Source organism: uncultured Dialister sp., assembly GCF_900538805.1.
Classification (GTDB): domain Bacteria; phylum Bacillota; class Negativicutes; order Veillonellales; family Dialisteraceae; genus Dialister.
Genome location: NZ_UPZP01000071.1, coordinates 1 through 12,187 on the forward strand (window position 1 = coordinate 1; position 12,187 = coordinate 12,187).

Below are 12,187 nucleotides of genomic sequence, written 5' to 3' on the forward strand. Positions count from 1 at the left end.
ACCCGTCATTCTGAACGAAGTGAAGAATGGCCGGTCGGCCAGCCAAAAGGAAAGCCCTCTTATGGGCAGGCTAAGGGCCAACTTTGGTCGACTCGCGCATTCTATGCAGAATGCGCGCAGTAAGAATCGTAAGTGAGGGAAAGCCAATAAATGCCCGTCGGCGGGAAGAAGTCACTGCATGCAGAACCGAAAGCAATCGGCTGCAGGCTGCCGGCTTGCTGCTTTTGGATTCATAAGCAAAAACCACATTATGGTGATTAGCTGCCTGTCGGCGGTAAGCGGATAGCGGACTGCCATCCCACTGTCCCACCAGCCCACTAGCCTACTAGTTATCCCTCGGGTCAAGCACATCTCGGAGCGCATCGCCCCAGAGGTTGAAGATGACCACGGAAATGAAGATGGCAAGGCCCGGGAAAATCATGAGCCAGGGTGCTGTCTGCAGCTGCTGGCGGCCTTCGTTCAGCATGAGGCCCCATTCCGGTGCCGGCGGCTGGCTGCCGAAGCCCAGGAAGGAGAGCCCCGCCAGTTCCATCATCATGGCGCCGATGTCGGACACCGCTGTAATCACAAGGATAGGCACCACGTTGGGCATGATATGGGACCAGAGGATATGAGAGCTGGTGCCGCCGCTGACGATGGCAGCGTCCACGAAGTCCCGTTTCCTGATTTTTAAAACCATGGACCGGGACAGGCGGGCATACTTGGTCCAGGTCACCGCGGTCAAGGCAATCATGGCATTCACCAGACTGCCGCCCATGATGCCGGCAATGGCAATGGCCAGGATGACGCCGGGGAAGGAAATCATCATGTCCGCAATGCGCATGATCACCGTATCAATGATGCCGCCGAAGTAACCGGCCACAAGGCCCAGGAAGGTGCCTACGCAGAAGATGATGGCCACCAGGGCCAGCACGCTGGAGAGGGAATAGGCACCGCCGTAAAGGATGCGGGAGAGCACATCCCGTCCCAGCTTATCCGTTCCGAAAAGATGGGCCATAGAGGGCGCCTGGTTGGCGTCCTTCATGACCGCTTCCAGGGGATTATAGGGAGCAATCACCGGCGCCAGCACCACCAGAGCTATGAGCAGCGCCACCAGCAGGGTGGTGAAGCGGAAAGTTTTATGTTCTTTCAGTCCTTTCCAAAGATTCTCCATATTACCGGCCTCCTTTCCGAAGTCTTGGATCCAGATGGCGATAGGACAGATCCACCACCAGGTTAATCACCATGTACATGAAAGCAATCCAGAGCACAATGGCCTGCACCGTCTGGAAATCGCGGTACGTAATGGCTTCCACCACCATATATCCCAGGCCGGGCCAGGAAAATACGATTTCCACCACCGCTGCGCCGCCCAGGAGGGATCCGAAGGCCAGCCCCAAAAGCGTCACCAGGGGAAGCATGGCATTGGGAAGCACTTCCTTCCAGAGGATGTGGGACTCAGAAAAGCCCCGGGCCCTGGCGCCCATGACGTAGTCCTGGTTCAGTTCTTCCAGTACCGCCGCCCGCACCTGCCTGGTGTACTTGGACGTCATGACGACGCCCAGGGTCACCATGGGAAGGATCAGGTTCTCCAAAGAAATGCTGCCGCCTACGATGGGAAAGAAGCCCAATTTCAAAGCGAAAATCCAGAGAAGCATGAGACCCATCCAGAAGTTCGGCACCGAAACGCCCAGGAAGGAGAAGCCCCGGACGAGGTAATCAAACCAGCTGTTTTTCTTTACCGCCGTATAAATGCCAAGGGGAATGGAAAAGACAAGCATGAACAGAGTGGAAGCCGCAGCCAGAATGAGGGTAGCCGGCAGGGCACCCATAAGTGCATCCACCACAGGCTTCTTCATCATGAAGGAATAGCCGAAATTGCCGTGAAGCACCCGTCCCAGCCAGTCCAGATACTGGAAGATAAAGGGCTTATCCAGCCCCAGCTCATGACGGAGCGCATCGATTTCTATCTGGCTCACCACGATATCTTCATTACCCGCAATCATCTGCCGCACCGGATCCCCCGGCGCCAGCATGACCAGGCAGAACGTGATAAAGCTGATGCCCAGAAGGACAAGCACCATTTCCCCCAGCCTCATGACTAACTCTTTCTTTCTCAAATCCAACCATCTCCCGTTTTTTAGTCAACTAACTACTGATAAAAGGCACGAAAAAAGCAAGGCCGGAAACAGGGACCTTGTAGAAATAGCAACAATCAATGCATACTTTACCCTCATAACAGATAAAGAGCTGTTTCCTCAGCGCTCTTTAAATCTCTAACGATACCGGCGGCATTCTTCTGGCGGAATGTCTCACTCTGCTGGTATCATTGGCTTTTCATGAAAATAGTATATCACTACATTTTCTTATTAGCAATAAATTATTTAATATTTATTCATGTATTGCTAATATTTAATGATGCTATGATTTTATTTCATGGTTTGTTTTGGCGTTTAACGCATGAAAAAAAAGACCCCTGAGGGGGCCGCGAAGCGGCCCCCTCAGAGGGTTGTGGAAAAGGGTTGTAAGTGAAAGGGTTCTTAGGTTTGACGCCCGCAAAGCGGACGAAGGTTCTTAGGTTTGACGGGCCTTTGGCCCGAGGGTTGTGGTGGCGGCTGGCGCCGCAGTATATAGAGGGCCGCTTCGCGGCCCGGGTTCAGAGGGTTCAGGGAGTTCAAAGGTGCGCGGCTCCGCCGCAGGTTGTGGCCTGCTGGCGCAGGCAGGTTGTGTAGAAGGGGGTGTAAACGAAAGGGTTCTTAGGTTTGACGCCCGCAAAGCGGACGAAGGTTCTTAGGTTTGACGGGCCTAACGGCCCGAGGGTTGTGGTATCGCCGCCTTTGGCGGCGATGAGTTTTATAGTCAGCGTTACGGGCTGCGGCGCAGTCACAAGCGGAGGGCAGACAGCCGATAGCCGGCAGCAGGCAGCCGACAGCGGACAGCCGATAGCCGACAGCCGACAGCGGCCATCAGACAACCGGATTTCCGCCCCCTGAGCGCCAGCGAACGCAGCCCTTCTATACAACCTGCGGCAAAGCCGCGCCCCTTACCCCTCCAGCCTGCCGTTCTCTATCCGAAGCACCCGGCTGTGGTACTTATCCAGCGTCGACCGATGGCCCACGCTGATGACGGTGATGCCCGGGAGACTCACCAGGAGTCCGTAGAGGCGGTTTTCCGTTTCTTCATCCATGGCGGAGGTGGCTTCGTCAAGGAATACCCAGCGGGGGCGGGTGAGGAAGATGCGGACGAAGGCCAGTTTCTGCTGTTCCCCCAGGGAAAGGATGTGGCTCCAGTCCCCTTCCTCTTCCAAATGGGCGGCCCAGCGGGAGAGGCCGCACTGCTCCATGAGCTGCACCAGTTCTTCCCGATTTCCTTTCCCCTTGGGATAGAAAGCCGCCTCCTCCAGAGTGCCCATGGGCATGTAGGGTTTCTGGGGGATGAAAAGGGTTTCGCCGGAAGGAGGAAGGCCGATTTCTCCGTCCCCGAAGGGCCAGAGCCCCGCCAGCAGGCGGAGGAGAGTGGATTTGCCGGAGCCCGAAGGGCCCTTGAGGATAACCTTTTCCCCTTCATGAATGGTGCAGGAAATATTTTCCAGAAGCTCTTTCCCGTCGGGCAGGCGGACGTCCACATGGGACAGGGTGAGCGCTTCCCCTTCCTTCCTCGAAAGCCGGCCCTGCTCCTTTTCCGTTTCCAGAAGCATGCGGTCCATATGTTCATCAAAGGTGAGCAGTCGTTCCACGCAGGACATCCATTCCGCCAAAGAGGAGTACACGTCCACGAAGTAGGACATGGATTCCTGCACCTTGCCGAAGCAGTTGGCCACCTGCATGAGGCCGCCCAGGGAAATATTTTTCGACAGGTATCTTGGCGCCGCCACTACGAAGGGGAAGATGATGGCAATCTGGCCATAGGAATTAGTGAGCCAGGAGAGCTGTTTCTGCTTTCGGATAATGTACACCGTATTCACCAGAAGTTTGTGGAAACGGCCGGAGAGAATTTTCTTTTCCTCTCCGCCGCCGTGATAGAAGGCCACGCTTTCCGACGTTTCACGGAGCCGCACCATGGCGTAGCGGAAGTCCGCCTCCAGTTTCTGCTGCACGAAATTGAGGCCCACCAGTTTGTGCCCCACCCTGTGGGTAATCCAGGTGCCAATCACCGAATAGGCCAGGGCCGTCCACACCAGGTAGCCGTAAATGTGGAAGGTCATGCCCAAGAGGGTAAAGGACAGGGGTTCCGACAGGGACCAGAGGACGAAGATGAAGCAGAAAATGGTGGTCACCGCCCGGAGGAGGCCGGACATGAAGGACAGGGTGCGGGTGGTGAAGAGATTGATATCTTCGGAAATACGCTGATCCGGGTTATCCGAGCGGCCGCCGGAAAACATTTCCAGCCGGTAAAACATGTGGCGGGAGGTCCAGCGGATGAGGTATTTCTCCGTCATCCACCGGCGCCAGCGAAGGGCCAGGGTCTGCTGCAGATAGTAGGCATACACGGAAAAGGCGATATGCCCGAAGGCGATGGCGGTGAACCGGATGAGACCGTGGTACACCGCTTCGCTGTCATAATTCTGCAGGGCGCTGTAAAACTCATTGAACCAGTCGTTCAAAAGGAGCGTCATATACACCGCCGCCATGGTGAGAATAATAATGCCCAGAAGATACATCCAGGCGCTCTTCTTTTCTTCGCTCTTCCAATACCGGGCCGTGAGCTGCCACAAAGCCCTCACCGTCTTCCGGTTCCACTGTCCTGAAACCATAGGTCCTCCTTATATAGGGAAATATTCCTTATTATACTACAGGAGCCCCTTTCTCATACAGAAAAGGCCTCCGGAAAGGGGGGATGTCCTTTCCGGAGGCCTTCTTAAAGGGTGGTTAGTTATGAATTTGGGAGGGAGATAATTTGTAAGAAAAGCAATTGGAATAAAGGATTGGGTTCCTGCCGCCTGACCGTGCTTCAAACGGCAGGTCCCGTCACATGGATGGTATCAATTTCATTCGCATCACCAGGAATCAACACTTACAATCATCAGTCAATGGAAATCCGATGGGATTCTTCTACTTTCTTCTGATCCTCTTTCGGAAGAGCAATCTTCAGCACGCCGTCCTTCAGGCTGGCTTTGATGCCGTCTTCCTTAATGCCTTTCACAGAGAACTGACGAGAGAATCCAACGGCCCCTCTTTCGTGGCGGATATAATGTTTCTCTTCGTCCTTGGTTTCCTTCTTGTCTTCCCGTTTAGCGGCAATAGAAAGAATACCGTTTTCGTAATTGATATGGATTTCATCTTTGGTGAAACCGGGCATATCGCAGGTGATTTCGTAGCGGTCCTTCAAATCCTCGATATCAACCTTCGGTACAGCCACATAATCTTTATAAACCGTAGGAATATCATCAAAGAAATGATCCAGAACACTGTCACCGAATAAACCATCAAATGGAATCAAGCTGCCCATAATCAAAGACCTCTTTCCTTGTATTTTTTATAATGTTCAGGTGTCCGGGGGCTTTCCGGTTTCCCTTCGGGCTCCCTTTCCTCCTGACAACTATAGTATAGCACTTTTAGCACTCCTGTCAATAGAGTGCTAAAATATTTTTGACTTTTCTTTTTATTTATTTGACTATTGCATATTTTTCGGTATTTATATATTGCTTTTTTGACTATTGTGATTAGACCCGCTAGGCGTGAGGGTTGACGGCCCTAATGGCCGAAGGTTGCGGCCGCCTGATGGCGGCAGGTTGTGTAGAAAGGTTGTGAAGAACGGGTTCTTAGGTTTGACGCCCGCAAAGCGGGCGAAGGTTCTTAAGTTTGACGGGCCTTTGGCCCGAGGGTTGTGGTGGCGGCTTGGACACGCCCTTTCGGGCGTGAGGGTTCAAAGGGTTCAGAAGGTTCAAAGGGTTCAGAGGGTTGTGGTGGCGGCTGGCGCCGCAATTTATAGTCAGCGTTACGTTCTTGCCTCCCCCTGCTTGCCAAGTGGCAAGGGAGCTGGATTCGTAGGGAGTCGGCAGACGACTGAGAATCCAGCGACACGCTTCCCACCGGGGCGGAGGGGGACCGCGTGAGCGGTGGAAGGGGATGGCTGCGAAGCAGCCATTCTCCCACCCCGCACCGTCATTCTGAGCGCCAGCGAAGAATCTCGGTACATGCAGATAGTGACTCTTACCAGCCCACTCTCCATGCCCCAATCCCCATTTCCTACTCTCCCCCTCCCCTTGCCGACTATGCTATGATGAGAACAGGACAGTTATTTTGAGAAAGGAGACATCATGCTTGACATAGACCATCTTTATTTCTCCTACACCGGAAAGGAGCCCTGGCTTCTGGAGGATATTTCCCTCCATGTGCCGAAGGGTTCCTATATTTCCATTGTAGGAAGCAACGGCAGCGGGAAGAGCACTCTTTTGAAGCTCATCCTGGGATTCCTCTCGCCAGTGAAAGGCACCATTTCCGTAAAGGCCCGCCGCCTGGGCTATGTGCCCCAGATGCCCTCCCGGGACCACGCCTTTCCCATTACGGTGGAAGAGGTGATTCACTCCTACGGGAAGCTGCTCCGTTTGAAATCCATTTCCATAAGGGATACCCTGGCCGTCACGGGCATGGAGGATTATGCCCATGAACTTATGGGTAATCTGTCCGGCGGACAGCACCAGAAGGTACTCATTGCCCGGGCCCTCATGGGAAGTCCGGACCTGCTCGTTCTGGATGAGCCCTCCACCGGCGTGGATATAAAGAGTCAGCGGGAAATTTACGGAGAACTCTCCAGGCTGAACCGGGAAAAGGCGCTCACCGTGCTGGCGGTGGAGCATAATATGGAGGAAGCAGGGAAGGTATCCACCGGCCTCTACCATGTGGACGGCGGCAGGGGCCATCTCTGCAGCGTATCCCATTATATTGAAGAATATATAAAAAAGGAGGGCGGCCATGTTCAGTTATGATTTCATGCAGAATGCTCTTTTCATTTCCATCTGCATCGCCATCCTCTGCCCCTGCATCGGCATTTTCATCGTGCTGAAACGGTACTCCATGATCGGCGACACCCTGGCCCATTCTTCCCTGGCCGGCGTCACCCTGGGCCTCCTCTTCCGGGAAAGCCCGGTACTTGTATCCTTTGCCTTCACCGCCCTGGCAGGACTTTCCATCGAATTTCTCCGTCAGTATTTCAAAAAATACACGGACCTCATCCTGTCCATTGTGCTTTCCATTTCCGTAGGCATTGCCATCACCCTCATCAGCTCCGGCCACCTGCACGCCAACGCCGACGCCTACCTCTTCGGCTCCATGCTCACCGTGTCCCCCATGGACATGGCGGTCACCGCGGTGCTCAGCCTCTTCGCCGTGGTGACGGTGATTGTCAATTACCACCAGCTCCTCTACATCACCTACGACGAAGAGGCCTCCCGCATTGCCGGCGTCCATGTGAAAAGGCTGAACTACCTCTTCGCCTTCCTCGTGGCCGCCGCCGTGTCCGTATCCATCCGCTCCGTAGGCATCCTGGTGATTACCTCCATGATTACCCTCCCCGTGGCCAGCGCCCTGCAGCTGAAGAAAGGATTCAAAACCACCTTCCTGGCCTCCCTTCTTTACAGCTTCCTCTCCATTCTGGGCGGCTTCTTCCTTTCCTACTACATCGGCGCCGCCCCCGGCGGAGTCACCGCCCTGACCGCCGCCTTCCTGCTCCTCTTCACTATTTTTGTAAAGCAGGTGCTTTTATGAAATGGAACTGCAAGAAAGAAATGGCCCTCTTCCTTACCATGCTGGCCCTTGCAGGCTGCGGGAAAGAAGCACCGCCGCCGGAAACGGGAAAGGTGCCTGTGGTGGTTTCCTTTGCGGCCATGGAAAAACTCACAGAAGCCATAGGGGGCGATGCCGTTTCCATCACCGTCATGGTGCCGGAGGGCACGGAGCCCCACGACTTTGAACCCCGGGCGGTGGACCTGGTGAAACTGAAGCAGGCAAAGGTCTTCGTCTACAACGGCATGGGCATGGAACACTGGGCAGACAAGGCCCTCCAAAGCGCGGGGAGCGATAACCTGGTCACCGTGAATGCATCGAAACATATTCCCCCCATCCTTCTGGAAGACGAAGAAGAAATCGAAGAACACGGCAGCTATGACCCCCACACCTGGCTGGGCCTCTCGGAAGCCAAAGAAGAGGCCCGTGCCATCCGGGACGGCCTCATCGCCGCCTCCCCGGAAAACAGGGACCTCTTCATGAAAAACTACGAAACCTTCGCCGCCGGTATTGACGGCCTGCAGGCAGAATACAGGACTAAGCTGGAAAACGCGCCCCGGCGGGAACTGGTCACCGGCCACGCCGCCTTCGGCTACCTGGCAAGGGACTTCTCCCTCACCCAGGAAAGCGTGGAAGACGCCTTCGCCACCGGCGAACCGCCGGCCCGGAAACTGGTAGACCTCATCCGCTTCTGCCGCGCCCATGATGTGAAAACCATATTCACCGAAGAAATGATGGACCCCGCCCTGGCCAGGACCCTGGCCGAAGAAGCCGGCGCCCGTTCAGAGACCCTCTCCACTTTGGAAGAGGCAGACGACGAAAGCTACCTGGATACCATGAGGGAAAATCTGGAAAAGATTGAGGGGGCCATGAAATAGGGGCCGCGCAGCGGCCCCGGGTTCAGAAGGTTCCCCATTTTATTATTGTCCCCCCAGCTTCGCTGGGGGGAAGGTGGTGGCGTCAGCCACCAAAGGGGGGCGCTGCCGTAAGGCAGCGGTGACTGCGGAGCAGTCACATAGCGGTAAGCGGATAGCGGACAGCGGACAGCGGATAGTGTCTATCTTCTATCTTCTATCATCTATCATCTAATACCAGCATCCTGTCCCGCTCTGCGGAAAGGATGCCTTTTTCTTTTTCCAGCCCCTCCACCAGCCGGTTCATTTCTTCATCGCTTTGATTCCCCTCCGTCTGCAGGGCATACATGGAGAAATTTTTGTATTCGTAAAGGATGGACAAACCATAGGTCCTGCATAGTTTCTCCATGTCCTTCTGCTTCATATTCCTATCCACCGACACCAGCACCACGGAGTGGGAGTACTTGTCCATCCCCGGCCGTTCTCCGTGGGGACCGGGAATGACGCAGTAAATCGTCGGCTTCCTTCCGGAATAGCCCCAATGATCATGGGGCCCGTGGGCCTCTGCGAAAAAGGCAGGGATTCCTGCCGCCAGAAGGGCGGTGTATAGAATGATGCGGTGTTTCATGGTTCCTCCTTGTGGGAAATACTTTGGGGCTGCTGCGCGGCCCTTGGACACGCCTGCGGCGTGAGGGTTGACGGCCCTGGCGGGCCGAAGGTTCTTAAGGTTCTCAGGTTTGACCGCCACTGCGTGGCTGAAGGTTGTGGTGGCGGCTGGCGCCGCAATTTATAGTCAGCGTTACGGTATAACCTTCCCGCCCTCACAGTCATTCTGAGCCGCAGGCGAAGAATCTCGGTACATGCCGCATATGAATCATTTGTCATTAAATACCAGTCAGCTGGAAAGAGCCGCTGCATGCAGAGCCAAAAGCAATCGGCTTCCGGCTGCCGGCTTCTGGCTAAGTCCGGCTTGCTGCTTTGGGATTCATAGGCAAAAGCAGAATTACGGTGATTAGCGGCCTACGGCCGCCCCCCCTTTGGTGCCTTCCGGCACCACCTTCCCCCCGCTGAAGCGGTGGGACAATGGATACTTTGCAATGTGACACATGTCTCTCCAGGTAAGCATAGAGCAAATCTGCCCCTCCGGGGAAGACGTCGCCGACAGGCGACAGAAGGGGTGCATTTCCATCACCCGTCAGGGCGGTTGGCTTGTTTTCCCCGGGCGAAGCCCGGTTGTATGGTTTTCTTTTCGTTACTACCATAAACTCAGACTGATACCACTGCCAAGCACCCATAAAGGTGGTGACGCCAGCCACCAAAAGGGGGGGCGCTGCCGCAGGCAGCATTTATATGGCGCCCCACAGGGCGCCACCACAACCCTCCCCCTCTTGCATTTGGGAATACAGCCCATCGTCATCGGTAAGCGCTTCGCCGACAGCACTCCATCTGTCATCCCCTCAAAAACTTTCTCAGCAAAAATTTTGATTTCCTATATAATAGAGTTAAGAAAGTCTTAAGGAGTGATACTATGAAAGACATATATAAGAAACGCATGGCCGCTGTCCGTGAGGGGCTGGCGGCAGGCGGCCTTTCTTCCCTGATCATTTCAGAGACGGCGGCGCTCTTCTATCTCACCGGCGAAATCATCCACCCCGGAGAGCGGCTCACGGTGCTGGTCATCCGGAAGGCGGACCCCGCCTTTTGGCTCCGGAACCGTCTGTTTCCACTGAAGTCAGGCATGGGCCTTTCTATGGAGGATGCCGCCGCCACCGGAAACCCGGCGGATATTTCCTTTGCCGATGGAGAAGACGGCATCGCCCTCCTTTCTTCCCTTCTGCCGGATGGGAAGACCGGCGTGGACAAGACCTGGCCTTCCCATTTCCTTCTTTCCCTCATGAATCTTCGGAAAGATTTATCCTTTACCAACGGTTCTCCCCTGGTGGACCGCCTTCGGGCGGTGAAGGATGAGGAGGAAATCAAAGCCATGCGCCTGGCCTCTCTCATCAATGACCGGGCCATGGAGCGGATTTCCCATTGGATTCATGTGGGCGTTACAGAGAAGGAATGCGCGGACAAGCTGCTTTCCATTTATAAAGAGGAAGGTGCCGAAGGCTTTTCCTTCCCGCCCATCGTTTCCTTCGGCCCCCACGGCGCCGATCCGCACCACATGCCCGATGACACGAAGCTGTCCAAAAACGAAGTGGTGCTCTTTGACATGGGCTGCCGGAAGGACCATTACTGCTCCGACATGACCCGTACCTTTTTCACCGGCACTCCCACGGAAGAGCAGAAGCGGGTGCATGACCTGGTGCGGGAGGCCGGCGAACTGGCGGAGTCTCTGGTGCGTCCGGGCATGGCTCTCTCCGATTTGGACCGGGCCGCCAGAAAACACATCGAAGACGGCGGCTATGGTCCCTTCTTCACCCACCGGCTTGGCCATTTCATCGGCCTCAAAGAGCACGAAGAAGGAGAAGTAAGCGCTTCTTCGCCCCTCATTGCCCAGCCGGGTATGATATTTTCCATCGAACCGGGGATTTACCTGGAAGGCCGCTTCGGCGTCCGGGTGGAGGACCTGGTGCTGGTGACGGACAAGGGCTGTGAAGTACTGAACCACGCTCCCCGCAGCTGGCGGATTTCCTGAAAGGAGAAAATTATGATTCAAGTGAGACATATGATTCTCGGCGAAGGCAGGCCAAAGATCTGCGTTCCCCTCGTTTCCCCATCCTTCGACGAACTGGAGAAGGAATGCGCCGCCCTGGAAAGCTGCCGCCCCGACATGCTGGAATGGCGGGTAGACTACCTGCTGAACAAAGAAGACTTCAGCGCCATCTCCGACCTGGACCGGGCCTACCGCATCATCCGCTCCCGTTTCCCGGACACGCCCCTTCTCACCACCCTCCGCACCAAGAGCCAGGGCGGTGTCCACAAAACGCCGGGCGGCGACTACGTGAGCCTCATTTCCCTCATCCTCTCCTCCCACTGGGCCGACATCATCGACATCGAATACGGCCACGAAACCATGGACACCAAAATCCTCATGGCCCGGGCCCGGGCGCAGAAGATTCCCACCCTCATGAGCTATCACAAATTTAAGAGGGCCCTTTCGGAAATGGAAATCGTGGATACTTTGGAAAATATGAAATCCTTCCGCCCCGATATCCTGAAAATCGCCGTTATGCCCAAGACACCTCTCGACACCGCCGCCCTCATGAACGCCGCTGCCCGGGTGGGAGAACTCTTCCCGAACACACCCATCATCACCATAGGCATGGGCCCCCTGGGCGTCCTTACCCGGGTGGCAGGAAATAACCTGGGCGCTCCCCTCACCTTCGCCGCCGGAAAAGAAGCCAGCGCCCCTGGCCAGCTCACCGTGGAAGAAGCAAGGACCCTGCTGGGAATACTGTATAAATAGGGACCGCAGAGCGGCCCCCCGGACACGCCTTCGGCGTGAGGGTTCATAGGGGTTCTCCCCATTTTATTGTGCCCCCTTTAGGGGGAAAGGTGGTGCGTTAGCACCAAAGGGGGCGGCGCCTTTGGCCCCGAAGGTTCTTAAGGTTCTAAAGTTTGACGGGCCTTCGGCCCGAGGGTTGTGGTATCGCCGCTTCGCGGCGATGAGTTTTATAATTCCGC

10 protein-coding genes are annotated in these 12,187 nt (G+C 55.5%); 5 read left to right on the forward strand and 5 right to left on the reverse strand.

Annotated features, from left to right (window positions below):
- Positions 1 to 325 precede the first annotated feature (325 nt).
- The 4 genes from nikC to QZQ29_RS06890 all read right to left on the reverse strand — a co-directional run bounded on the left by nikC (position 326) and on the right by QZQ29_RS06890 (position 5,427).
- Positions 326 to 1,153, reverse strand: a complete 828-nt coding sequence (gene nikC / locus QZQ29_RS06875) for a nickel transporter permease (RefSeq protein WP_296961592.1) — start codon at positions 1,151 to 1,153, stop codon at positions 326 to 328.
- A gap of 1 nt (position 1,154) precedes the next feature.
- Positions 1,155 to 2,078 (reverse strand): nickel ABC transporter permease, encoded by a 924-nt coding sequence (gene nikB, locus QZQ29_RS06880; protein ID WP_297040489.1) that lies wholly within the window; start codon positions 2,076 to 2,078, stop codon positions 1,155 to 1,157.
- A 944-nt stretch (positions 2,079 to 3,022) separates the two neighbouring features.
- Positions 3,023 to 4,732 carry an ABC transporter ATP-binding protein/permease gene (locus tag QZQ29_RS06885; protein ID WP_296961598.1) on the reverse strand — a complete coding sequence of 570 codons (1,710 nt, stop codon included), beginning with the start codon at positions 4,730 to 4,732 and terminating at the stop codon, positions 3,023 to 3,025.
- A 269-nt stretch (positions 4,733 to 5,001) separates the two neighbouring features.
- Positions 5,002 to 5,427, reverse strand: coding sequence for an Hsp20/alpha crystallin family protein (locus QZQ29_RS06890; protein WP_296961601.1), 426 nt, complete (start codon positions 5,425 to 5,427; stop codon positions 5,002 to 5,004).
- An 811-nt stretch (positions 5,428 to 6,238) separates the two neighbouring features.
- On the opposite strand from QZQ29_RS06890, the gene QZQ29_RS06895 reads away from it, so the two are divergent.
- From QZQ29_RS06895 to QZQ29_RS06905, 3 genes are read left to right on the forward strand one after another with little or no spacing between them, the layout of a single operon-like run.
- Entirely contained in the window at positions 6,239 to 6,907 is a 669-nt protein-coding gene (locus QZQ29_RS06895) for a metal ABC transporter ATP-binding protein (RefSeq protein ID WP_296961604.1), read from the forward strand.
- Positions 6,894 to 7,685, forward strand: a complete 792-nt coding sequence (locus QZQ29_RS06900; RefSeq protein ID WP_296961607.1) for a metal ABC transporter permease — start codon at positions 6,894 to 6,896, stop codon at positions 7,683 to 7,685. The genes QZQ29_RS06895 and QZQ29_RS06900 overlap by 14 nt, the downstream gene beginning before the upstream one ends.
- Positions 7,682 to 8,581 carry a zinc ABC transporter substrate-binding protein gene (locus tag QZQ29_RS06905; protein ID WP_296961610.1) on the forward strand — a complete coding sequence of 300 codons (900 nt, stop codon included), beginning with the start codon at positions 7,682 to 7,684 and terminating at the stop codon, positions 8,579 to 8,581. Before QZQ29_RS06900 ends, QZQ29_RS06905 begins: the two co-directional genes overlap by 4 nt.
- 196 nt (positions 8,582 to 8,777) lie before the next feature.
- Here QZQ29_RS06905 and QZQ29_RS06910 read toward each other — a convergent pair whose 3' ends face one another.
- Positions 8,778 to 9,185: a hypothetical protein gene (locus QZQ29_RS06910; RefSeq protein ID WP_296961613.1), complete on the reverse strand. Its 408-nt coding sequence runs from the start codon at positions 9,183 to 9,185 to the stop codon at positions 8,778 to 8,780.
- 900 nt (positions 9,186 to 10,085) lie between these two features.
- On the opposite strand from QZQ29_RS06910, the gene QZQ29_RS06915 reads away from it, so the two are divergent.
- Both QZQ29_RS06915 and aroD read left to right on the forward strand, forming a co-directional pair.
- The gene (locus tag QZQ29_RS06915) at positions 10,086 to 11,198 is read left to right on the forward strand and encodes a Xaa-Pro peptidase family protein (RefSeq protein ID WP_296961616.1); all 1,113 of its coding nucleotides are present in this window, start codon (positions 10,086 to 10,088) and stop codon (positions 11,196 to 11,198) included.
- A 12-nt stretch (positions 11,199 to 11,210) separates the two neighbouring features.
- Entirely contained in the window at positions 11,211 to 11,969 is a 759-nt protein-coding gene (aroD, locus tag QZQ29_RS06920; protein ID WP_296961619.1) for a type I 3-dehydroquinate dehydratase, read from the forward strand.
- Positions 11,970 to 12,187: the final 218 nt, after the last annotated feature.

What these genes read in the sequence shown, in the direction of transcription:
- QZQ29_RS06905 (WP_296961610.1), top strand. Translation starts at nt 7,682, where the DNA reads ATGAAATGGAACTGCAAGAAAGAAATGGCCCTCTTCCTTACCATGCTG.
- QZQ29_RS06890 (WP_296961601.1), bottom strand. Translation starts at nt 5,427, where the DNA reads ATGGGCAGCTTGATTCCATTTGATGGTTTATTCGGTGACAGTGTTCTG.
- nikC (WP_296961592.1), bottom strand. Translation starts at nt 1,153, where the DNA reads ATGGAGAATCTTTGGAAAGGACTGAAAGAACATAAAACTTTCCGCTTC.
- nikB (WP_297040489.1), bottom strand. Translation starts at nt 2,078, where the DNA reads ATGAGGCTGGGGGAAATGGTGCTTGTCCTTCTGGGCATCAGCTTTATC.
- QZQ29_RS06910 (WP_296961613.1), bottom strand. Translation starts at nt 9,185, where the DNA reads ATGAAACACCGCATCATTCTATACACCGCCCTTCTGGCGGCAGGAATC.
- QZQ29_RS06915 (WP_296961616.1), top strand. Translation starts at nt 10,086, where the DNA reads ATGAAAGACATATATAAGAAACGCATGGCCGCTGTCCGTGAGGGGCTG.
- QZQ29_RS06895 (WP_296961604.1), top strand. Translation starts at nt 6,239, where the DNA reads ATGCTTGACATAGACCATCTTTATTTCTCCTACACCGGAAAGGAGCCC.
- QZQ29_RS06900 (WP_296961607.1), top strand. Translation starts at nt 6,894, where the DNA reads ATGTTCAGTTATGATTTCATGCAGAATGCTCTTTTCATTTCCATCTGC.
- QZQ29_RS06885 (WP_296961598.1), bottom strand. Translation starts at nt 4,732, where the DNA reads ATGGTTTCAGGACAGTGGAACCGGAAGACGGTGAGGGCTTTGTGGCAG.
- aroD (WP_296961619.1), top strand. Translation starts at nt 11,211, where the DNA reads ATGATTCAAGTGAGACATATGATTCTCGGCGAAGGCAGGCCAAAGATC.